This window comes from Devosia sp. (assembly GCF_039927955.1).
Classification (GTDB): domain Bacteria; phylum Pseudomonadota; class Alphaproteobacteria; order Rhizobiales; family Devosiaceae; genus Devosia.
The window spans coordinates 106,874-128,996 of sequence record NZ_JBDSUA010000004.1 but is presented as its reverse complement, the minus strand read 5'-3'; the positions used below and the strand labels follow the sequence as shown (position 1 = coordinate 128,996).

Sequence of the window (22,123 nt, the reverse complement as noted above, 5' to 3'; positions counted from 1 at the left end):
ACCATGCGGTTTATGATGTGTGGCTGATCGAGTGCAAAAATACCTCGGACGTGCCGCCGCCTGACAAGCGGAATGAGGAATTGCCGGATGGGGCCGAGCCGGCGGTGGCTCCCGCGCAGTAGGCGCTTTCTGTTTCAGGTTGATCGTTCCAGGTCTTTGTTATCCACAGTGTCGATGGAAGCATAGGTTCTCGCTGATGCCGCGAGGATGGCGTTGACATGTCGCAGCGCCAGCTGTATTTCACAATAATGTTAAATAACTGACGTGTGAAATATGCAGGATCAACTCAGCCTGACATTTTCGGCCTTGGCCGATCCGACGCGGCGGGCGATTTTGGCGCGGTTGGCGCATGGAGAGGCTTCGGTGAGCGAATTGACCGAGCCGTTCGCCATCACCATGCCGGCGATTTCGCGGCACCTGAAGGTGCTGGAGGCAGCGGGGCTGGTGACGCGCGGGCGCAATGCACAATATCGGCCAGTCATGCTGGACGCGGCCCCGCTCAAGGGCGTGGCCAGCTGGGTGGAGTATTACCGCAGGTTCTGGGACCAGAGCTTTGATCGGATGGATGTCTATCTGGCGGAACTGCAGAAAGGAAATCCCGATGACCGCAAGCAGTGAGATGATGGCTGACGACCTGGTGCTGGAATTTACCCGGGTGTTCGATGCGCCAGCGGCGCTGGTGTTCAAGCTGTGGAGCGAACCGGAGCATATGGTGCGCTGGCACGGGCCGCAGAGCATGTGGCTGACCGAATGCAAGATCGACTTTCGGGTTGGTGGCAAGTGGCGGCGTTGCATGAGCAATGCGCCAGACCATCAGCACTGGATCCATGGCGAGTACACCGAGATCGTGCCCAACACGCGGCTGTGCTTCACCTATATCAACGACTATGACGGCCACTCCATGCTGGTGGAAATGGATTTTGCTGAACGCGACGGCAAGACCGAGATGCGCTTCCGGCAAGGCACATTTGCCAATGTGCGGGAGCGCGATGGGCATGGCTGGGGCTGGGCTTCCGGGTTCGATCTGTTTGCCGATTACCTCGGGCTGGTCAAACAGGCCGGCGGCAAGGTTGTCGGGCAGCCGCGAATTGATGGTGTGGCCGCCGATATCGTGGCGGCGCGTAAGCGGCAGCAGGAACAACAGCAACAACAACAATGAACCGGGGGCATCATGCTGCTCAAAGGTAAAACCGCGATTGTTTATGGCGCCAGCGGCGCAGTGGGTGGAGCGGTGGCCAAGGCCTATGCCCGCGAGGGCGCCACGGTTTATCTGGCGGCACGAACCGCTGGGCCGTTGGAGGCAGTGGCCGAGGAGATCGTCGCGGCTGGGGGCGCCGTTGTGGTGGCACCGGTGGATGCGCTGGACCGCCAGCAGGTCGATGAGCATCTGCAGCGAATTGCGGCCGAGGCCGGTCCGATCAAGCTGATGTTCAACGCCATTTCGTGGAGCGACACGCAGGGGGAGCCGCTCAGCGAAATGGACGAGGCCCGGTTCATGACCCCCATTACCGATGGCTTGCGCACCTGGTTTTATACCGGTACCGCGATGTCGCGGCATATGGGCGCCCATGGCGGCGGGGTGATCGTGGGTATTACCGCCAATGTGGCGCGGCAGGCATTTCCGAACATGGGCGGCTTCGGCATCGCCTGTGCGGCAGTGGAGCATTTTTTGCGCAACCTGGCGGTCGAAGTGGGGCCGCAGGGCGTGCGGGTGTGCTGGGTGCGCTCGCCGGGATCACCTGACGCGCCGGGCGTGCGTGAAGCATGGATGCTGCATGCCAAGGAGCAGGGTATGAGCTTTGAGGAGGTGCATACGCTGTTTGCCAAGGATACGCCACTGCGCCGGGTGACGGCATTGGCGCAGGTGGCGGACGCGGTGGTGCTGTTGAGTTCGGATCTGGCTGCAGGGATGACGGCGACGATGGCTAACGCCACGGGCGGTGCTCAGATCGATTGATCGCAACGTTCGCAAGATGGATCAAATAGGCCTAGCGCGGCTTGGCTAGGGTTGTTGCATCAAGAGGAGAACAGTGATGCTGACAGAACCAACGGTTGTAACCAAAGCGGCGCAGCCTTATGCGGCGATGATTTTGACGCTGAGCCAGCCCGAGATCGCGCAGACGGCGCCGCCGTTGATCGGCAAGGTGATCGAATGGGTGAAGGGGCAGGGCGGCGAATTGGCCGGCCCGCCATACTTCAATTATTTCAACTTCCTGCCGGGCGGCAAGATGCAGATGCAGGTGGGCATGCCCACCGCGACCGTGATGCAGGGTGACGACATGGTGACGACCGGGCTGTTGCCGGCCGGGCGCTATGCCGCGATCACCCATACCGGGCCGTATCATGAACTTTATGAAGCCAATATGGCGCTGGACAAATGGGCGCGCGGGCAGGGCTTTGCCTTTGCGGGCACTGAATTGCCGGATCGCTATGAGGATGCGACCCGGCTGGAAATTTATCACAAGGACCCGGGCGAAGACCCATCGGGGTTCCCGGTAACGGAAGTGGCGTTCCGGCTGAAGGATTAGGCTCGGCTGAGGGGTTGTAACCGAAGCAGCCTGAAACTCGACATCGCGTTTTTTGAATGACTCAGCACAGGCCCGAACTGCTTTAGAGAAATTCGTCGAGCAGGCGATAATAGGCGGCGCGGCTTGGGTCGAGGTCGGCGCCGTAGGCCTTGAGGAACGGCGCTACGGCGTCTTCGCCCAGGTTGAAGGCGATCGAACGGGTACAGATGGCCAGATCGGCTTGGCGGTCGGCAATGCCGAGGCGGCTGGTGTCGATGTAGCCGGTGAATTTTCCATCCAGCATCAGGAAATTGGGCAGGCAGGCATCGCCATGGCCGACCACGAGGTCGGTCTCGGGCGGGCGGTTGGCGATAAGTCTGGCATAGAGCTCGGGTGTGCGCTGGCCGAGGCGTTCGTCATCGAAATCGGTTTCATCCACCAGGCCGGCGTCCATGTGGGCCTTGGCGTGGGGCAGCATGGTGGCGAGCGTCAGATCGAACGGGCAGGCGGCAGTTGGCGTGTCGTGCAGGCGGCGCAGGGCGCTGGCGAGCGTGGCGATGATGTCGGATGCGGCGGATTTGGGCCATGAGGCCATGTCGGCGCCCGGGACGGCGGACATCAGCAGGTAATGGCGATCGCCATGATCGGCGACGTCGAGGACGCTGGCGGCGGGCAGGGACATGGTCTGCAGCCAGCGCAGGCGGGCGATTTCAGCGGGCAGTTGCGCGAAGGGGGAGATGGCTTCGGATTTGATGAACAGTGCGGGTTGGTCGGGCGCGTCCAGCCGGAACACTTCGGCATGGGATTCGCCGATGGTCTGGCGGGTAAAGGTGTAGGCGGAGAGCCGTTCACGCCACAGGGCCGGCAGGTCAGGCATTCCGGTGGTCCCAGGCGTGCCAGTCGCCGCTGAACTGCAGCGCGTCGGCGAGGCGTTCCTCGTAGTCTTCGCGGGGGATTTCAATGCCGCCGAGGCTGGCGAGATGATCGGTGACGAACTGGGTGTCGAGCAATTGGTAGCCGCCGGCATTGAGGCGGGCGACCAGGTGGGCCATGGCGATCTTGGAGGCGTCGGTCTTGCGGTGGAACATCGATTCCCCGAAGAAGGCGCCGCCGATGGAGAGACCATAAAGGCCGCCGACCAGCTCGGCGCCGTCCCAGACTTCGACAGTGTGGGCGACACCGCGGCGGAACAGTTCGGCATAGACATTGCGGATCGCACTATTGATCCAGGTCGAGGAGCGATCCTTGCCGACGGTGGCGCAGCCCTCAATGATGGCGTCGAAATCGGTATCGACCTTCACCTGAAAATTGTTGCGGCGCATGGACTTGCGCAGGCTGGTTGAGATTTTGAATCCGTCCAGCGGAATGATGCCACGCAGTTCGGGGCTGACCCAGAACAGGTCTGGCGAGGTGGCGTCCTCGGCCATGGGGAAAATGCCGGCGCGGTAAGCGCGGACCACCAGTTCCGGGGTGAGTTCGATGGCGAAGGGGTCGGTGCGCTTGGCCATTGATAACGCAACTCTCCTGCACTTCCTTCTCCCCTTGAGGGAGAAGGTGCCCGAAGGGCGGATGAGGGGTCTCTTGTTGGCTCAGGCGTGTGCGGAACTAACCCCTCACCCTGAAATTCTGCTGGACGCAGAATTTCTGTCCCTCTCCCTCAAGGGGAGAGGGTAGAAAGGCGGTTAGACCTTGTTGTTGGCCAGGTATTTTTCCAGCCAGTGGATGTCGTAATTGCCGGCCAGGATATCGGGTTCGCGGATCAGGCGCTGGAACAGCGGCAGGGTGGTCTTGACGCCATCGATGACGAATTCGTCGACGGCGCGACGCAGGCGCTGCAGGCATTCATCGCGGGTGCGGCCGTAGACGATCAGCTTGCCGATCAGCGAGTCATAGTAGGGCGGGATCTTGTAGCCCTGATAGACCGCCGAATCGACGCGGATGCCGACGCCGCCAGCCGGGTGGTAGAAGGTGATGGTGCCGGGGGACGGCGCAAAGGTCTGCGGGTCCTCGGCATTGATGCGCACTTCGATGGCGTGGCCATAGAACTGCACCTTGTCCTGGGTCATCGACAGGGCTTCGCCGGAGGCGACGCGGATCTGTTCATAGACGATGTCGATGCCGGTGATGCGTTCGGTGACCGGATGTTCGACCTGCAGGCGGGTGTTCATTTCGATGAAATAGAACGAGCCGTTTTCGTAGAGGAACTCAATGGTGCCGGCGCCGGAATATTTCAGCTTGCGCATGGCATCGGCGCAAACTTCGCCGATGCGATCGCGTTCTTCGGGCAGGATGGTGGGGCCGCCGGCTTCTTCCCAGACTTTTTGATGGCGCCGCTGCAAGGAGCAGTCACGCACGCCCAGATGCACAGCATTGCCACGGCCATCGCCCATCACCTGGACTTCGATATGGCGCGGCTTGCCGAGGTATTTTTCCATATAGACCGAGTCATTGCCGAACGCGGCCTTGGCCTCGGCGCGGGCGGTCGACCAGGCGATCAACACGTCGGCTTCGGTCAGCGCCACCTTCATGCCGCGACCACCGCCACCGGCGGTTGCCTTGATCAGCACCGGATAGCCGATTTCCCTGGCGGTCTGGATCGCTTCCTCATCGGATTCGACGGCGCCGGCGGAACCAGGCACCACCGGGATGCCGAGTTCGACGGCGGTTTTCTTGGCCGTGATCTTGTCGCCCATGATTTCGATATGGTGCGAGGACGGGCCGATGAAGGTGATCTTGTGTTCGCCCAGGATCTTGGCGAAACGGGCGTTTTCGGAGAGGAAACCGTATCCGGGATGCACCGCGTCGGCGCCGGTGATTTCACAGGCGGCCAGGATGGAGGGGATATTGAGATAGCTGTCCTTGGCCGCCGGCGGGCCGATGCAGACGCTTTCGTCTGCCAGGCGCACATGCATGGCGTTGGCATCGGCAGTGGAGTGAACCGCCACCGTCTGGATGCCCAATTCCTTGCAGGCGCGCAGAATGCGCAGGGCGATCTCGCCGCGATTGGCGATCAGAACCTTTTGAAACAAGGCAAGCCCTCCTTATTCGATGACGGCCAGCGGTTCGCCGTATTCGACCGGCTGGGAGTCCTCGACCAGGATGCGGGTGACCGTGCCGGACTTGTGGGCCGGAATCTGGTTCATGGTCTTCATCGCCTCGATGATCAACAGGGTCTGGCCCTCGGTGACCTTGGCGCCCACTTCAACGAAGGCGGGCTTGCCGGGCTCGGGCGAGCGATAGGCAGTGCCCACCATGGGCGAGGTCAGGGTGCCGGGGTTGGAGGCGAGGTCTTCGACCTTGGCCGGGGCGGCGGCGGCAACGGAGCCAGCCGGAGCCATCGGGGCGGGAGCGAACTGCTGCTGCGGCGCATATTGCGGGGCAGCATAGGTCACCGTCTCATTGGCATAAGAGCGGGTGACGCGAACGCGGAAATCTTCCTGTTCGATCTCGATTTCCGCGAGATTTTCCTTGTTGAGCAGTTCTGCGATTGCCCGGATCAGGTCCTGATCCACTTGAGATGCCTTGGTCATTTTTTGGGTCTCCCGCGCCAACGCGACGATCCTTTTATTGTGTATTGATATTGCCGTGATGGCGGCCTGCAAAAGCAGGCCTTCTGCGCTTCCGGTGCTCACGTACCAAATGTACGCTGCGCTCCGGTTCTCGAATGCCTGCTTTTTCGACTCGCCCTGACGCCAATCTCAACACCAATCAGAGTTTTTCGGCCAGTGCACGAAGTGCCAGACTATATCCCGAAGCGCCAAGACCGCAAATCACTGCAGTCGCGACGGCCGAAACGTAAGAATGGTGCCGGAATGGCTCACGCTGGTGAATATTGGAAAGATGCACTTCATAGGTCAGCACGCCGGCTGCCTTGAGCGCATCGTGAATAGCGACAGAGGTATGCGAATAGGCGGCCGGGTTGATCAGAATGGCATCGGCAGTCTGCCGCGCCTGCTGAATCCAGGTCACCAGTTCGCCCTCGTGATTGGTCTGGCGGAAATCCACGGTCAGACCAAGTTCAGTGCCAGTGGTCCGGCACAGGTTTTCGATATCGGCAAGCGTCTGCGCGCCATAGATGCCGGGCTCTCGAATGCCCAGCATGTTCAGGTTCGGTCCGTTCAGAACGAGTACGCGTTTGCCCATGATCATGCCTTTTGGACCGGGGTTTTACCCGGTGCAAGGCTGACTATACGAATTGCACCGAAAAGGCAAAACCGGCTTGCGAACTCTACTCCGCCGGCCGTCTGACGCGATGGCCTGCGCTTCCGGTGCTCACGTACCCAAACGTACGCTGCGCTCCGGTTCTCGACCATCACGCCATACGGCCGGCGGAGTAGAGTTCTCAAACCGGTTTCGAACACCAAATAGTCCGGCGCTGATTTAACCAGCGCAGGCGGTTTCGCCACAGGCGCGCATGCTCTTGATGCGGGAGCGCAACTCATCGATGCCGATGGCGCCGGGGATCACTTCGTTGCCGATGATATAGGTCGGCGTGCCAGTGATGTTGAGCGCCTTGGCGATATCGTAAGAGGTCTGGAGAGTGGCGTTGACTTGCGGCGTCGCCAGATCGAGCTGCAGGGCAACCGGGCTCAGGCCGAGGGTCTTGGCGGCACTGAGGGCGGTCTGCTGGTTGTTTTCGCCGCTGCCGGTGAACATGGTCTCGTGGAAGCTCCAGTAATCGACCTTGGCCTTGCCGACCAGCACGGCCACCTTGGCCGCTTCCAGCGATCCCTGCGACAGGATGGGGAATTCCTTGAGCACGACGCGCAGGTTCTTGTCTTCGTCCAGCAGGGTCGCCAGATCGGGCAGGGCGCTGCGGCAATAGCTGCAATTGTAGTCGAACATTTCGACCAGTGTGACGTCGCCATCGGGATTGCCAAGGACGATCTGGTTGGGATCGTTGAAGATGGCATCGTGCATCGAGGCAATGGCGGATTTGGACGCCGCAGCTTCGGCCATGCGGGTTTCGGTATCGAGCTTTTGCGACAGCCGCGTCAGGATTTTCGGATCGCTCATCAGATATGATTCGATCATCGGATTAAGCGTGGCCGCATCGATGGCGGCGACAGCGGGCGCGGCCGGTTCAACCGGCCTGGCCGCTGCCTGCTGATCGTGGGCAGCCAGCAGATCGGAGACGACGGCGCGGATGGCGGCGGTATCGGTCACCGGGGCAGCAGGCTTGTTCAGCACAGTCGCGCCGAGGCCCCCGGCAAGCAGGGCAACCACGGCGATGAGAACGATAGTCAAGCGTGGCATGCAAGGCTCCAGTGAATCGAGAACGCTGCCATTCCTAGCAGATATGGGCACGATAGCATCCAGTGGCGAAGGCTCGATGTTGCACTGCATCAATTCTAGTTGAGGCGAAGCGGCATTGCCGTTAGTGCCATGGCAGAACGAGGAGCCGAAATGAGCCAGTTGCCGAATAGAATGCTGCCGTTCCAGGCCATGGAAATCCTGAAGCGGGCGCGGCAGATGGAGGCGGCGGGGCGGCAGATTTGCCATCTGGAACTGGGCGAACCCGGTTCGCCGCCGGCGCCGCGGGTGATCGAGGCGGTGGCAAAGGCCCTGCCGCTGGCGCAGGGCTATACCAACGCCAAGGGCATGATGGAGCTGCGCCAAGGGCTGGTGGACTATTATGCGGCTCAGCACGGCGTGAGCGTCGCTGCAGACGATATCGTGGCGACGATGGGCTCGTCCGCCGGGTTCATCCTGGCGTTTCATGCCGCGTTTGCGCCCGGCGCGCGAATTGCAATCACGCGGCCAGGATATCCGGCCTATATCAACACGCTGATCGGGCTAGGCTTCGTGCCGGTGGAAATCCCCGTCGGGCCAGGCAATGGCTGGCTGCTGACCGGGGCGGAAATCGAAGCGGCCTACAGCAAGGCGCCATTTGAGGGGCTGTTGTTTGCCAGCCCTGCCAATCCGACCGGCGCGGCAGTGGACCGGGCTGGTCTGGCCGATATCGTGGCCAGCTGCAAAAAGCTCGGCGTGCGACTGATTTCGGACGAGATTTATCACGGGCTCGACTATCGCGGCGCTTCGGTCAGCGCGCTGGAGCTGACGCGCGACGCGATCATCATCAACAGCTTTTCCAAATATTACTGCATGACCGGCTGGCGGATCGGCTGGATGGTGATGCCGGAGGAGTTGATCCGGCGCACGGAAATCCTGCAGCAGAACCTGTTCATTTCGGCGCCGACGCTGAGCCAGATTGCAGCGACAGCGGCGCTGGGCGAACGGGATTATTCCGAAGAGCGCAAGGCCGGGTATGCGGCCAATCGGGCGGTGCTGAGCGCGGGCCTGGCCGGGCTGGGCTTTGATATCGGGCATGCCTCGGATGGGGCGTTTTACGCCTATGCGGGGATTTCGCGATTTTCCAATGACTCGCTGGCATTCTGCGAGGCGCTGCTGGAGCAGGCAGGCGTGGCGGCGACGCCCGGCGTAGATTTTGACCGGGTGGACGGGCACAATTATGTGCGGTTTTCCTACGCCGGCACCGCCGAGACAATGAGCCTGGCGCTGGAGCGGATGGCGGGATTTTTGCGAGCGTAAAGGGTCTGGAGCCGCCCGAGGGCGGCTCCAGAATACAGGTCAGGCGGCAGCCTTGGCGTTGTCGCCGCCGGCTTCGGCCAGCTTGGTCAGGGTCTGGTCGGTAGCGCGCTCTTCGAGCAGCGTGGTTTCGAGCAGTTTGGCCGCTTCCCTGTAGCCCAATTGCTGAGCCCAGGTGCGCAGGGTGCCGTAGCGGGCCATTTCGTAATGCTCGACGGCCTGGGCCGCGGCGATCAGGCCGGCATCGAGCGTGATGGTGCCCTTGTAGTCTTCGATGATCGACTTGCCTTCTTCAAGGATGCCCAGGATCGCATCGCAGGTCTTGCCGCGCGCCGGCTTGCCGATCAATTCGAAAACCTGCTCCAGGCGCTCGATATGGCCATCGGTTTCATCACGATGCTTTTCGAAGCCCGCCTTGAGATTGGGGTCCTGGGCGGCCTTGGCCATTTTGGGCAGCGCCTTCACGATCTGCTTTTCAGCGTAATAGATGTCCTTGAGCGTATCGAGGAACAGATCATCAAGGGTCATTTCTTTGGACGTTGATGCCATTGTCATGGGCCTTTCTGTTGGAACTGCAGGCATAACGGCATCAGTCCGGCAAAGTTGCGGTCCGGTTTGGTACAAAGTGCAAGTGTGATCGCGCGCAGCTGGTCATGCCTGGCTAGAAGCTGACGAAGGTTTGAAAGCCGCCATAAATCATGTGTTTCATGTCGACCTTGGACTCGGCCATGATGGCTTTCATGCGCGGGTCCTGCATTACTTCCGCGCCGATGCGATTGCGGTCGGCCTTGGAGGCGTATTGGATCCATTGCAGGATCACCACGTCATCGTCGCTGGCCATGACGGCGCGCGGGAACGAGGTGATTTTGCCGTAAGACACGTCATCGGCGACGCTTTCGGCGTAGCCGGTGGCGCCGAGGTCCTTGAACAGTTCGGCGGTGCGCTGGGCGAGTTTTTTGTAGTCCTCAAGGTTGGACCTGGGGACGGTGAAGGCGAAGCCATCGATGTAGGACATGGTGTGCTCCTTGACTGGTGGTGGAGTAACGGATCAAGGCTGGATTGGTTCGCTCGCGGGGCCAACGGCCTCGACCGCGTTCCATCAAAACATCGTTTATATGAATGGCCACCCCGGAGGAACTTCGGGCCGCGTTATGGACTTCACCCTGCATCGATTATCATGATGGAGGACGACATGAACGTCTCAAAATTCGCGCTGGCTTTCGCTCTTGCTGCTGCACCTGTTTCGGTTATGGCACAGGACGCCACCACGCCAGCGCCTGCCGTTACAGCGCCCGCGCCGGCACCTGACGCAATGGCTCCTGCCGCACCCGATGCAATGGCACCAGCCGACAATATGGCGCCGGCTGCCACCGATGCAACGGCACCTGCGGCAATGCCCGCGCGATCTGCCAGCTCGATCCTGGCGACCGGCTACACCACCACCGACAAGGATAATCTATCGACCGAGATCGTTGGCAAGCCGGTCTATTCCGGCCCGGCCAATGATGCCGAGCAGATCGGCGACATCAACAATCTGGTAATTGGCGAGGACGGCAAGGTTGCCGCGGTCATTATCGGAGTTGGTGGTTTTCTGGGCATGGCGGAAAAGAATGTTGCGGTGAACTATAGCGAACTGCAGATGGTCGTCGCCGAGGACAAGAGCGAGCGCTATGTGCTGGCGACCACCAAGGAAGCGCTTGAAACCGCTCCCGATTTCACCACCACCGATAATGCCGCTACAGACGGCGCCGTGACGGCACCAGCAACTGATGCGATGGCTCCGGCAACCGACGCCGCGACACCGGCCAAGTAAGCGGTTACCGCCGATCTATAGAAACGAAGAAGGGCGGAAGCATTGCTTCCGCCCTTTGGCATTTGAAATCAGACCGGTTTAGCCGAGGCCGAGGCGGCGCTGCCACCAGCCGCCTTTTTTCTTCTTGTCCGGGTCTTCGGCAGTTTCGGCGTCCGGCGTGGCGGCTGCGGTGGAGGAGACCACGACGCCTTCCGGCGGCAGTTCCTTTTTCACGCGCCTGGGCTTTTCGACGGCAGGTTCTGCTGCGGCTGCTGCGGCTGGAGCCGCAGCGACGGGCACTGGCGCCGGGGCTTCGACAGAGGCGAGCGGTGCGGCTTCCGCAGCTTCGGCCTTGGGCTTGCGGGCCCGCGGCTTGCGCTTGGGGGCCTCAACTTCTGCTTCAACAGTCTCAACGGGCGCAGCTTCGACAGCTGGTGCTGCTTCAGCGGCCACCGGTTCAGCATCAGCGGGCTTGCGGCCACGGCGGGCGCGTTTGGGCTTTTCCGCCGGAGCGTCTTCAGTCGCTGCCGGAGCTTGGAGCGGCGCTGTTGCGTCAGTGGCCATTTCGGAGGCAGCGGCTTCCACGCCTGCTTCGGTGGTCTGGGCCGGGCGGACTTCGTTGCCTTCATCGTCACGACGGTTGCGACGGCCGCCACGACGACCGCGCCGGCGGCGCTTGCGCGTCTCCTCGGTGCCATCGGCATTGACGCCGGGGACTTCGGTTTCGTCGCCTTCCTCGTCGTCGGTTTCATCAACCGATTCAGCGGGGGCAGCAGTTACTGCTGCAGCGGCAGGGCGCTGCTGGTTCTGCTGTGGCGGGCGCTGGCCGCCATTTTCGTCACCGCGCTCGGCTCCACCGCGACGACGGCGGCGGCGGCGGCCACGACGGGCGGGATCGCCTTCGGCGGTTTCGGTGCTGTCGGCGGCCTTGACCTCGCCTTCGGCGACTTCTTCTTCCTCGTCGGCGTCGTTCTCGATCAGATCGTCGGCGGCATCGTCTTCGATGATGGCGCTATCGACGCGGACGTGTTCGCTGAGGCGCTTGACGACATGGGAAATGACGCGGTCTTCGCCCTTTTCGATGGCGAACTGATTGCCGGTCATCTTGCCATCAGCGGTGACGGTGATGGAGAGGGTGTACTTGTCTTCGAGCGCGGTCAGGGTATCGCGCTTGAAGTTGAGGATATAGAGCGCGACTTCCACCGGAATGCGCACATTGATCGACTGGCCGGCGCGGCGCAGCACGTGATCCTCGACGTGGCGCATGACCATGAGGGCGAGCGATTCGACCGAACGGACCAGACCCGTGCCATCGCAGATCGGGCACTTGTGGGTCGAGCTTTCGACGACGCCAAAGCGGATACGCTGGCGGCTCATTTCCATCAGGCCGAAATGGCTAATGCGGCCCACCTGGATACGGGCGCGATCATCCTTGAGCGCATCCTTCAGCCGGCGTTCGACCGCCCGGTTGGAGCGGTTTTCCACCATGTCGATAAAGTCGATGACGATCAGGCCGGCAAGGTCACGCAGGCGCAACTGGCGCGCCACTTCGTCGGAGGCTTCCAGATTGGTCTGGAGCGCGGTGTCCTCGATATTGTGCTCCTTGGTGGAGCGGCCCGAGTTGACGTCGATGGAGACGAGCGCTTCGGTCGGGTTGATGACGATGTAACCGCCGGAGGGCAGGGTGACCGTCGGCGAGAACATCGAATCGAGCTGGGTTTCGATCGAGTACTTCGAAAACAGCGGCTGATCTTCCTTGTAGAGCTGCACGTTTTTGGCGTGGCTCGGCATGATCATGCGCATGAAGTCCTTGGCCTCGCGGTAGGCGTCCTCGCCTGCCACGAACACTTCATCGATCTCCTTGTTGTAGAGATCGCGGATGGTGCGCTTGATCAGCGAGCCTTCCTCATAGACCAGGCACGGCGCCTGCGACTTGAGGGTGAGCGAGCGCACGTTTTCCCAAAGGCGCATCAGATATTCGAAATCGCGCTTCACTTCGGCCTTGGTGCGCGACGCACCGGCGGTGCGCAGGATAACGCCCATGCCCTGTGGCACCTCGAGATCGGAGGTGATTTCCTTGAGGCGCTTGCGATCGGCAGCATTGGTGATCTTGCGTGAAATGCCGCCGCCACGGGCGGTATTGGGCATCAGCACCGAATAGCGGCCAGCCAGCGACAGATAGGTGGTGAGAGCCGCGCCCTTGTTGCCGCGCTCTTCCTTGACCACCTGCACCAGCATGACCTGGCGGCGCTTGATCACTTCCTGGATCTTGTAGTGACGGCGATTGTTGCTGGTGCGGCGCTTCGGGAGTTCTTCCAGGGCGTCGGCACCACCGATCGATTCCACCGGCTCCATATTGGCCGGCGCCTGCTCGATATGGCTGGCGCCTTCCATGTCCTGGGTGTCGGTTTCAGCGTCGGGTTCGGTCACGCCTTCGGGCAGCGAGATGTTTTCATCATCGCCGGGTTCGTCGTGATGATCTTCTTCCTCGTCGCGCAGCAGGGCTTCGCGGTCGGCCACCGGGATCTGGTAATAATCGGGGTGGATTTCGGAGAAGGCGAGGAAACCGTGGCGGTTGCCGCCATATTCGACGAACGCTGCCTGTAGCGAGGGTTCTACGCGAGTGACCTTGGCAAGGTAGATGTTGCCACGCAACTGCCGGCGCTGGGCCGATTCAAAATCGAACTCCTCCAGCCGGTTACCGGCGGTGACGACAATCCGGGTCTCTTCCGGGTGGATGGCATCCACCAGCATTCTCTTGGTAGCCATAAAGTAGTGCTCCGCGCCGTCGCGCGCCGACAAGGGGCCGCCGGCAAGCCGGGGTCCTGTGCGTGGCGCCATGCGAGGCGAATTGTTTGGGTTGGTGAGCGCGAGCGGCGGAACTGCCGGGAGCGCAGATGATATCGGCCAGGGCACCACTGGAGTTCGTGACAAAACGGCAATCGGTAGTCTCGATCGCGTCGCGTTCTGCCAGTCCGTGGGCCATTTGACCTCTTCCTATTGGGCCGCAGCCGGCAAATGGCCTGCTGCGTCCGTCCGGCCTGCAAGAGACCGAAATTCTTATAGAGGTGCTGGATTGCCGCTTCTGAACCGGAGCCGACAGCGTGTCAGCCTCTTCGCCCGGTCACTTTTCGTCCCGATGTGAGCGCTAAAAGCAACTCAAACTGATATGCGAAAAGCATGCACCTCAACCATTAGCGTGTAGGGGTGTTGCAACAGATTGGCAACAGGAAAGTCGGAAACGCCGGTTTTCCGGCCCTGTGCTGCCCCGTATTGCTGGCATCTGCGCTGAATATTTGCATAACAGCGCAGACGCCGCAGAATCGCCCTAAAGAATAGCCCAAGGGTGGCGGGTGAATGGGCCTCACAGACCAGATGGGGAGCGGAGCGCTCTTGTTCAAATCGCCGTTACTTGCTGTTTTGATGCTGTTGGCGTTGGTGCTTTCAGCCGGCGCCGTGGCGCAGGATGCTGGTGCGAGCCTGCCTGCGGTCAAGGAAGTGCGCGTTTCAACGACGCCGGAACGGGCGCGGCTGGTGATCGATCTGGAGCGGAGCACCGAATTTGCGCTGGTGTCGCTGGACGGTCCGGACCGGCTGGCGATCGACGTGCGGGCGGCCAGCGTGACCGATACCGGCCCGGGCAGGACATCGGGCGTTGGCATCGTCACCGCCTACAAGGTGTTACAGGCCGGACCGGACCGGGTGCGGACCGAATTGACGCTGTCGGGTCCGGCGCAGGTGCAGCAGGCCTATGTACTGGCGCCGTTTCAGGACCAGCCGGCGCGGCTGGTGGTTGATATCATCACGGCGACGCCAGAGGAATTTGCCGCCAAGGTCAAAAGCGACCTGATCAATTCCAGCGGCGTGGTCGCCCCCAAGATCGACGATGTTTCAACGCCAGCGGGCGGCTCGAACCTGCCGGTGGCGACCAAGCCATTGGTGGTGATCGACCCCGGTCATGGCGGGATCGACAGCGGGGCCGAAACGCCAGCCGGAATCAAGGAAAAGGACATCGTGCTGGCGTTCTGCCTGAAACTGCAGGAACTGCTGGTGGCGTCCGGACGGTTCGATGTGGCGTTGACGCGCGAGGATGACAGCTATCTCAAGCTGGAAGATCGGGTGGCGCTGGCGCGCCGGAACAAGGCGGACCTGTTCATTTCGATCCATGCCGACACGTTCCAGCAGCCCGACATTCGCGGCGCCAGCGTGTATACGCGCGACGAGAACGCCACCGACGTGCTCGACAAGATCCTGTCGGAGAACGAGAACAAGGTGGATGTGATCGGCGGCTTTGCCATGCCGCAGACGCCGCCTGAAGTGGTGGATATCCTGGTCGACCTGATGCGCCGGGAAACCCGCATGCAGTCCTATACGGCGGCGCAGGACATCGTGCATCAGTTGGAGCCGAGCGTGGCGCTGCGGCGGTTTCCGGTGCGGCAGGCGGACTTCTTCGTGCTGCAGGCGCCGGATGTGCCGTCGATCCTGATCGAGCTTGGATTTTTGTCCAATGCCGACGACATGGCCAATCTGCAGCAAGGCGATTGGCGGGACCGGACGGCGGAGGCGGTGGCGCGCGGGATCTCGACCTATTTCGATGGGCAGAAGCCAGCGGAATAATTGTGCCGTTTTTGTCACGGGCGGCGACAAGGCGCGCCAGAGGGCCGGTCGCGCGGGCTTGTGATCCACTTTTGGGTGCCGCTCTGCTATTGATTCGATGGAAGAATCCGCGCGCAAAGTGATTTGCGGCGGTGTCGAATGATGGTTGCGGGCAGGGCTATGGGCCGGCGCGAAACCAGGAGAACGAGACTACATGCTGCGCTTGCTTGGCTGGTTGTTCGGCTTTGGGATATTTGTGGCGCTGGGCGGCGTGGCCGTGGCTGCCGTGTATCTGGCCACGGTTGCCGCACAATTGCCCGACTATACGGTGCTCAAGGATTATCAGCCGCCGGTGACCACGCGCGTCCATGCGGCGGACGGCACTTTGCTGGCGGAATACGCGCGTGAGCGGCGGCTGTTCCAGCCAATCGAAACCATCCCGCCCATGCTGATCCATGCCTTCCTGTCGGCGGAGGACAAGGATTTCTATACCCATGGCGGTATCGCCGTGGATGGTGTGGTGCGCGCGATCCGCGACAACCTGATGGCCAAGGTCGATGGCACTGGCGGCATTCAGGGTGGCGGCTCGACCATTACCCAGCAGGTGGCCAAGAATTTCCTGCTGTCGAGCGACCAGACCTGGGATCGCAAGATCCAGGAAGCCATCCTGGCGCTGCGCATCGATTCGACGTTTTCCAAGGACAAGATTCTTGAGCTTTATCTCAATGAAATCTTCCTGGGACTGAATTCTTATGGCGTGGCGGCGGCGGCGCTGAACTATTTCGACAAGGCGCTGTACCAGCTCGACCTGGCCGAAGTGGCCTATATCGCGGCGCTGCCCAAGGGGCCGAACAATTACCATCCATTCCGGCGCACGCAGCAGGCGATCGAGCGGCGCAACTGGGTGATCGACCGGATGGTCGAGAATGGCTATGCGACCGCCGAAGAGGCCGCGGTCGCCAAGCAAGAGCCGCTCAACGTGGTGCCGCGCGCTTCCGGCAGCCAAGTGTATTCGGCGGAATATTTCACCGAGGAAGTGCGGCGCGAACTGGCCAAGCTTTACGGTGAGGACCAGCTGTATGGTGGCGGGCTCTCGGTCCGCACGACGCTGGAGCCGAAGCTGCAGGGCTATGCGCGCAAGGCGCTGATGGATGGCTTGACCACCTATGATCACGGCAAGGGCTATCGCGGGCCGGTGGCCAGCATCGAGATCGGCGACGACTGGGGACTGGATGTTGCCAAGATCAAGCCGCTGAGCGACGTGCCGGAATGGCAATTGGCGGTGGTGCTGGGCATTACCGGCAACGAGGCCACAATCGGCATCAGGCCGGGCGACGATGTCGATGGCGGTTCCGTGCCGGACCGCACCGTGGCGACTTTAGCCGGCAGCGATATCAAATGGGTTTCCAAGAAGTTGGAGAGCATTCTTAAAGTCGGAGATGTGATTTATGTCGCTCCGATCGATGGCAAGGTGGGCAGCTATACGCTGGAGCAGGTGCCCGAGATCGAGGGCGCGCTGGTCGCAATGGACCCGCGTACGGGGCGCGTGCTGGCGCTGGTCGGCGGGTTCTCCTACGCCGAATCCGAATTCAACCGGGCGACACAGGCAATGCGGCAGCCGGGTTCTTCGTTCAAGCCGATCGTTTATTCGGCGGCGCTGGACAATGGCTATACGCCGGCCTCGGTGGTGCTGGATGCGCCGGTGGAAATCCGCCAGGACGACGGCACCATCTGGAAGCCAGAAAACTATGCGCAGGAGTTTTACGGTCCGCAGACCCTGCGGCGCGGCATCGAACGCAGCCGTAACGTGATGACGGTGCGGCTGGCCAAGGATATCGGCATGCCGCTGGTGGCAGAATATGCCCGCCTGTTCGGGGTTTACGACAAGATGCAGCCGGTGCTGGCCATGGCGCTGGGCGCGGGCGAAACCACCGACATGCGGATGACTTCGGCCTATGCCACCATTGCCAATGGCGGACGCAAGATCGTGCCGACGCTGATCGACCGGATTCAGGATCGCTACGGCAAGACGGTTTACAAGCACGACCAGCGCCAGTGTGCCGACTGCAACGCCAAGGAATGGGACGGGCAGGGCGAGCCCGAGATTACCGATACGCGCGAGCAGGTGCTCGATCCGATGACCGCCTACCAGATCACTTCGATGATGGAGGGCGTGGTGCAGCGCGGCACCGGTACTGCGGCGAAGGTTCTGAACCGCCCGGTGGCCGGCAAGACCGGCACCACCAATGACTACAAGGACGCCTGGTTCATCGGGTTTACGCCGGAGCTGGCAGTGGGCATTTATGTCGGTTACGACACGCCCCGCTCGATGGGCAGTTCGGTGACCGGGGGCACGTTTGCGACCCCGATTTTTACAGAATTCATGAAGGACGCGCTGAAGGGCACGCCGGTGACCGATTTCAACGTGCCGCCGGGAATGACCGAAGACTGGATCAATCCATCGACCGGCACGCAGGCGGTTGAAGGCGACTCGGCGATTCTGGAGGCGTTCAAGCCAGGCACGGGGCCAAATCTGCAGACCTCGGTGATCGGGCTGGGGGGCGGCTCGTTCGTATCGGTTGAGCAGCAGCAACAGATGACGCAAAATCCGGGGCAGGGCACGTTCATGGATCCGAGCCTGGGTCGCGGCGGCCTGTTCTAGTGGTGGATTTTGTTTGCTATCCCGATCCGGGACTGGCGTTGAGGGCGGTGGCACGGTCGGTCGATCCGGCGCTGTTGGCGTCGGGGGCACAACTGCTGGCGGCGCAGCTTGAAGCCCGGTCCTATGGGCTGGCGGCGGCGCATATCGGGCTGAATGAGCCAGTTATCGTACTCAATCTGGCGTCTGCCGGTGCGCGTGAGGATGTGCTGTACTACAATCCCGTGGTGCTGGACGTGGCGGATGCGGTGCAAATGGGACGCGAAGCCTCGGTCTCATTGCCCGGCGTCGAGGTGCAGATCGCGCGGCCGATCTGGGCCGAGATAGCCTTTGACGACGCAGATGGGCAGCGGCAGATCGTGCGCCTGGATGGATTTCAGGCCCGTTGTGCGCTGCACGAAATCGACCAGATGAACGGCGTATTCTTCCTCAGCCTGCTGTCGCGTCTAAAACGGGACGCCGCGCTGCGGAAATTTAGCAAAACTGGCCGTTCAACGCTCTCGCGCGGCTGAAAACCTGGGGTGGTCAAGATCGCCACCGACATTACCGGGCGCAAGTCGGCGGTGAATGCGCCGATCGTGGCGGTGTTCGTGGTCGATGGCGGGATCCAGCCGGTGGCCGAAGCGCGCCGGCCTGCCGTGCGCAAGGCACCTGCTGAAAATTTGTCGCGCATGAAGGCCACCGCCAAATCCTATCCCCGTTCCGGCAATGCCGCGCTGAAGCAGGATTGGGACGCGTTCTGACCAGCCGAAAATTGCAAGCAGCAGCGCGAAACGCCGGTGGGTTGATCCCACCGGCGTCGTCGTTTACAGCAGGCGCATCGTTTTAAGGAACATGCCAATTGCGTACGGAAGTCGAAAAAGCCGTGGCCGGAATCGAGCAGGTGTTGACCCTGCTGAGGAGGCATCTTTGACTGGGATACTGCACAGATCCGTCTCGACGCGCTGAACGCGCAAACCGAGGCTCCCGATTTCTGGAACGATCCGGAAAAGGCGCGTGCCGCCATGCGCGAGCGCGACGAACTCGATGTGGCGGTCAAGGCCGTGCGCGAGCTGGAAACCGGCATTTCCGACAATGTCGAACTGATCGAGCTGGGTGAAGCCGAAGGCGACGCCGATATCATCAAGGATGCCGAGGCGGCGCTGTTCGAGCTGCGCCAGGTGGCGCGGCGGCGGCAGATCGAAACGCTGTTGTCGGGCGAAGTCGACGCCAATGACTGTTATCTGGAAATCCACTCCGGTGCCGGCGGCACCGAGAGCCAGGATTGGGCCAATATCCTGCTGCGCATGTATACGCGCTGGGCGGAACGGCGGAAGATGAAGGTCGAAATCTTCGAACTGCACGATGGCGAAGAAGCCGGCATCAAATCGGCGACGATCAAGGTCAGCGGGCACAATGCGTATGGCTGGCTGAAGACCGAGAGCGGCGTACACCGGCTGGTGCGCATCAGCCCATACGATTCGGCGGCGCGCCGGCACACCAGCTTTTCAAGCGTCTGGGTGTTTCCGGTGGTGGATGACAGCATCGAGATCGAAATCCGCGAGTCCGATCTGAAGGTCGACACCTATCGTGCTTCGGGCGCCGGCGGGCAGCACGTCAACACCACCGACTCGGCGATCCGCATTACGCACGTGCCGACGGGCATTATCGTGGCCTGCCAGCAGGAGCGCAGCCAGCACAAGAACCGGGCGACTGCCATGGCGATGCTGAAATCGCGCATGTATGAGGCCGAGTTGCAGAAGCGCGAAGAAGCGGCCAACGCCCAGGCGGCGAGCAAGACCGATATCGGTTGGGGTCACCAGATCCGCTCGTACGTGATGCAACCCTACCAGATGGTCAAGGACCTGCGCACCGACGTGGAAAGCGGGCAGCCGGCGCTGGTGCTGGATGGGGAATTGGACCCGTTCATGGAAGCGGCGTTGGCGCAGCGCGTTGGTGTGGCGACGGACGTGGTGGCGGAGTAAGTCTCTTTTCCCTTCTCCCCTTGCGGGAGAAGAGCCTACCCTCCGGCTTGACCCGAGGGTGCCCGAAGGACGGGCGAGGGGTGTCTTGCTTAGATCTGCGTATGCGGCGACAACCCCTCACCCTGCAATTCTGCTGAACGCAGAATTGCGGTCCCTCTCCCTCAAGGGGCGAGGGTAGAAAGAGGGGGCGGCGAGGGTGACGACTGACTGTCTGGCTGGTTTTACCCCAGCAGCTGCAGCAGCTTCTTGCCGGCGCTGAGATAGACGTCCGGGTTGATCGGGTTATCGTCGCGGCGCACTTCGAAGTGCAGGTGGGGGCCGGTCGAGCGGCCGGTGGAGCCGACTTTGGCGATCGGCATGCCGGTGGTGACGGCCTGACCTTCGGTGGCGAGGAAGGCCGACAGGTGACCGTAGCGGGTGACGATGCCGCTGCTATGGGTGATTTCAACGACATTGCCGTAGCCGGAGCGCTGGCCGACGAAGGAGACGACGCCGCTGCCGGCGCTGAGCACGGTTGAGCCGGAGGGGGCGGCGAAATCGAGGCCGGCATGGAAGGCCCGGCCGCCGGTGAATGGATCGGTGCGGTTGCCGAAGCCGGAGCTGCGGCGGAACTGTCCGCTGATGGGCATGTGGACCGGGGCGGCATCGATGGCGCCGCGCGCGGCCTTGTAGCGCACCAGGGCAGACATCACGGAATTGGCGTCGGCGATCAGCGAGGAACTTTCCGGATCACCATCGACCGGCGGCAGGAGCGGGCCGCCAACGCCGTCTTCTTCGTCATCGGTGGGCAAGGCGGCCTTGATGCCGATATCGGCCAAGCCTGCAACGATGCCGTCGGTTTTTTCGGTGGCCGATTCGGAAATCGCCGACATGGCGTAACGGGTTTCGCCCATCATATCGCTGATCGACTTGGCGGTGGCGTCGACTTCGGCATTGCCGGTAATGATCGGGTCGATGCCGGGATCGTCGGCGGCGACCGGGGCGGCAGCGGGTTCCGGCGCCACGGCGTCGATACCCAGTTCCTGGGCCTTGCCGACCAGGACTTTGACCAATTGGTGCTGTTCGACCAGCAATTCCTGTTGCTGGGAGAGTTCCTGCAATTGCAGGTTCAAATCGCCGGCCTGGGCATAGCTTCGCGAATGCAGGCGATCGACTTCGATGCGCAACTGGTCGATGCGATCTTCGTAGGCGTTGACGACCTGATCATTCTGGCCGCTGAGCAGGCTGGCGATATCGGGGGCGAGCAGGAAAGCGGTGGCGGTGAGCGCATTGCCGGCCAGCAGAATGGCGAACATCGAGTAAAACAATGCGGGCCGGATGCCGTGGCTGCGGGCAGGTTGCGGCGGGGCGAGAGTATCGCCATTGGATCGAGCAAAACCTGACTGTTTCCGCACGCCACGCAACTCCACGCCAGCTTCGTATGGTGTGCAGAGTGTAAGCGGGCATGGTTAATTTTGGGTGAGAAGCCTTATTTGCCGGTCCGGCCTACCACCTGGTAGCGAGCGCCGTCAGTTCGGCCAGGACCTTTTCGGCGTGACCCTTGATCCTGGTGGCGCGCAGGATGGATGCCACCGTGCCATCTGGCGCGATGATGAAGCTGGTGCGCACGATGCCGTCATATTCGCGGCCATAGAGCTTCTTGCGTTGCCAGACATCGAAAGCCTTGATGGCGGCATGGTCGATATCGGCGGCCAGCGTCACGCCAAGCTGGTGTTTGGCGATGAATTTGCGGTGCTTGTCGGCCGGGTCCGGACTGATGCCGAGGACGGCAGCCTTGAGCCTGGTGAACTGCGGCAGGAGGGCAGAAAATTCCTGGTTCTGGATCGTGCAGCCCTCGCTGTTGTCCTCGGCGTAGAAGTATAAAACCACCGGATGGCCCCGATGGTCGGCAAGGCGAAAACTGCCGCCGTCTGCTGTGGGCGTGGTGAAGTCGGTGGCGGGTGCTCCGACGGCTGGTGCGCTCATGCTGTCTCCTGCGCGTTCACAAGACCGCAACACTGCGTGTTAACGGTATATGCGCCATATTTGCGGCGATATCATCGGCCACTAGAGCCGA

Annotated in this window: 22 protein-coding genes; 11 read left to right on the top strand and 11 right to left on the bottom strand. The window is 61.8% G+C overall.

From position 1 onward, the window contains the following. Nucleotides 1–273: 273 nt before the first annotated feature. From ABIT12_RS01810 to ABIT12_RS01795, 4 genes are all read left to right on the top strand, one after another. Complete coding sequence (locus tag ABIT12_RS01810; RefSeq protein ID WP_348041797.1) at nt 274–618, top strand: metalloregulator ArsR/SmtB family transcription factor; 345 nt, start codon at nt 274–276, stop codon at nt 616–618. Then, entirely contained in the window at nt 602–1,159 is a 558-nt protein-coding gene (locus ABIT12_RS01805; protein WP_348041796.1) for an SRPBCC domain-containing protein, read from the top strand. The genes ABIT12_RS01810 and ABIT12_RS01805 overlap by 17 nt, the downstream gene beginning before the upstream one ends. 12 nt (nt 1,160–1,171) lie before the next feature. After that, on the top strand, nt 1,172–1,957 hold the full coding sequence (locus tag ABIT12_RS01800; protein ID WP_348041795.1) for an SDR family oxidoreductase: 786 nt from the start codon (nt 1,172–1,174) through the stop codon (nt 1,955–1,957). 76 nt (nt 1,958–2,033) lie between these two features. Next, nucleotides 2,034–2,528 (top strand): GyrI-like domain-containing protein, encoded by a 495-nt coding sequence (locus ABIT12_RS01795; protein ID WP_348041794.1) that lies wholly within the window; start codon nt 2,034–2,036, stop codon nt 2,526–2,528. 82 nt (nt 2,529–2,610) lie between these two features. On the opposite strand, the gene ABIT12_RS01790 is transcribed toward ABIT12_RS01795, so the two are convergent. The 6 genes from ABIT12_RS01790 to ABIT12_RS01765 all read right to left on the bottom strand — a co-directional run bounded on the left by ABIT12_RS01790 (nt 2,611) and on the right by ABIT12_RS01765 (nt 7,763). Beyond that, on the bottom strand, nt 2,611–3,384 hold the full coding sequence (locus ABIT12_RS01790) for an APH(3') family aminoglycoside O-phosphotransferase (RefSeq protein ID WP_348041793.1): 774 nt from the start codon (nt 3,382–3,384) through the stop codon (nt 2,611–2,613). Continuing rightward, the gene (gene aat / locus ABIT12_RS01785) at nt 3,377–4,015 is read right to left on the bottom strand and encodes a leucyl/phenylalanyl-tRNA--protein transferase (protein ID WP_348041792.1); all 639 of its coding nucleotides are present in this window, start codon (nt 4,013–4,015) and stop codon (nt 3,377–3,379) included. Before aat ends, ABIT12_RS01790 begins: the two co-directional genes overlap by 8 nt. Nucleotides 4,016–4,189: 174 nt before the next feature. Next, nucleotides 4,190–5,536: an acetyl-CoA carboxylase biotin carboxylase subunit gene (gene accC / locus ABIT12_RS01780; RefSeq protein ID WP_348041791.1), complete on the bottom strand. Its 1,347-nt coding sequence runs from the start codon at nt 5,534–5,536 to the stop codon at nt 4,190–4,192. Between the two features lie 12 nt (nt 5,537–5,548). Further along, complete coding sequence (gene accB, locus ABIT12_RS01775) at nt 5,549–6,037, bottom strand: acetyl-CoA carboxylase biotin carboxyl carrier protein (protein WP_348041790.1); 489 nt, start codon at nt 6,035–6,037, stop codon at nt 5,549–5,551. Between the two features lie 178 nt (nt 6,038–6,215). Next, complete coding sequence (gene aroQ, locus ABIT12_RS01770; protein ID WP_348041789.1) at nt 6,216–6,650, bottom strand: type II 3-dehydroquinate dehydratase; 435 nt, start codon at nt 6,648–6,650, stop codon at nt 6,216–6,218. A gap of 237 nt (nt 6,651–6,887) precedes the next feature. Further along, the gene (locus tag ABIT12_RS01765) at nt 6,888–7,763 is read right to left on the bottom strand and encodes a DsbA family protein (RefSeq protein ID WP_348041788.1); all 876 of its coding nucleotides are present in this window, start codon (nt 7,761–7,763) and stop codon (nt 6,888–6,890) included. A 150-nt stretch (nt 7,764–7,913) separates the two neighbouring features. On the opposite strand from ABIT12_RS01765, the gene ABIT12_RS01760 reads away from it, so the two are divergent. Beyond that, the gene (locus ABIT12_RS01760; protein ID WP_348041787.1) at nt 7,914–9,059 is read left to right on the top strand and encodes an aminotransferase class I/II-fold pyridoxal phosphate-dependent enzyme; all 1,146 of its coding nucleotides are present in this window, start codon (nt 7,914–7,916) and stop codon (nt 9,057–9,059) included. Between the two features lie 39 nt (nt 9,060–9,098). On the opposite strand, the gene ABIT12_RS01755 is transcribed toward ABIT12_RS01760, so the two are convergent. Together ABIT12_RS01755 and ABIT12_RS01750 are read right to left on the bottom strand one after the other, a co-directional pair. Continuing rightward, nucleotides 9,099–9,605, bottom strand: coding sequence for a ferritin-like domain-containing protein (locus ABIT12_RS01755; RefSeq protein WP_348041804.1), 507 nt, complete (start codon nt 9,603–9,605; stop codon nt 9,099–9,101). Nucleotides 9,606–9,717: 112 nt separating this feature from the next. Beyond that, nucleotides 9,718–10,071, bottom strand: a complete 354-nt coding sequence (locus tag ABIT12_RS01750; RefSeq protein ID WP_348041786.1) for a DUF1428 family protein — start codon at nt 10,069–10,071, stop codon at nt 9,718–9,720. Nucleotides 10,072–10,248: 177 nt separating this feature from the next. Between ABIT12_RS01750 and ABIT12_RS01745 the strand changes: the two genes are divergently transcribed. Continuing rightward, nucleotides 10,249–10,869, top strand: a complete 621-nt coding sequence (locus ABIT12_RS01745; protein ID WP_348041784.1) for a PRC-barrel domain-containing protein — start codon at nt 10,249–10,251, stop codon at nt 10,867–10,869. Between the two features lie 78 nt (nt 10,870–10,947). Here ABIT12_RS01745 and ABIT12_RS01740 read toward each other — a convergent pair whose 3' ends face one another. Beyond that, entirely contained in the window at nt 10,948–13,617 is a 2,670-nt protein-coding gene (locus tag ABIT12_RS01740) for a ribonuclease E/G (protein ID WP_348041782.1), read from the bottom strand. Nucleotides 13,618–14,271: 654 nt separating this feature from the next. Between ABIT12_RS01740 and ABIT12_RS01735 the strand changes: the two genes are divergently transcribed. The 5 genes from ABIT12_RS01735 to prfB all read left to right on the top strand — a co-directional run bounded on the left by ABIT12_RS01735 (nt 14,272) and on the right by prfB (nt 20,067). Further along, nucleotides 14,272–15,465: an N-acetylmuramoyl-L-alanine amidase gene (locus tag ABIT12_RS01735; RefSeq protein ID WP_348041780.1), complete on the top strand. Its 1,194-nt coding sequence runs from the start codon at nt 14,272–14,274 to the stop codon at nt 15,463–15,465. Between the two features lie 193 nt (nt 15,466–15,658). Further along, on the top strand, nt 15,659–18,106 hold the full coding sequence (locus ABIT12_RS01730; RefSeq protein WP_348041778.1) for a penicillin-binding protein 1A: 2,448 nt from the start codon (nt 15,659–15,661) through the stop codon (nt 18,104–18,106). Then, on the top strand, nt 18,106–18,615 hold the full coding sequence (locus tag ABIT12_RS01725) for a peptide deformylase (RefSeq protein ID WP_348041776.1): 510 nt from the start codon (nt 18,106–18,108) through the stop codon (nt 18,613–18,615). Before ABIT12_RS01730 ends, ABIT12_RS01725 begins: the two co-directional genes overlap by 1 nt. Before the next feature lie 9 nt (nt 18,616–18,624). Further along, nucleotides 18,625–18,846 (top strand): hypothetical protein, encoded by a 222-nt coding sequence (locus tag ABIT12_RS01720; protein WP_348041774.1) that lies wholly within the window; start codon nt 18,625–18,627, stop codon nt 18,844–18,846. A gap of 98 nt (nt 18,847–18,944) precedes the next feature. Beyond that, nucleotides 18,945–20,067 (top strand): peptide chain release factor 2 gene (gene prfB, locus ABIT12_RS01715; protein ID WP_348041772.1). Its coding sequence is split into 2 segments (ribosomal slippage): nt 18,945–19,013 and nt 19,015–20,067, totalling 1,122 coding nucleotides; the frame shifts between segments, so codons are not numbered across the junction. Nucleotides 20,068–20,288: 221 nt separating this feature from the next. On the opposite strand, the gene ABIT12_RS01710 is transcribed toward prfB, so the two are convergent. Next, the gene (locus ABIT12_RS01710; protein ID WP_348041770.1) at nt 20,289–21,461 is read right to left on the bottom strand and encodes a M23 family metallopeptidase; all 1,173 of its coding nucleotides are present in this window, start codon (nt 21,459–21,461) and stop codon (nt 20,289–20,291) included. Nucleotides 21,462–21,552: 91 nt separating this feature from the next. Continuing rightward, complete coding sequence (locus tag ABIT12_RS01705) at nt 21,553–22,032, bottom strand: peroxiredoxin (RefSeq protein ID WP_348041768.1); 480 nt, start codon at nt 22,030–22,032, stop codon at nt 21,553–21,555. Nucleotides 22,033–22,123: the final 91 nt, after the last annotated feature.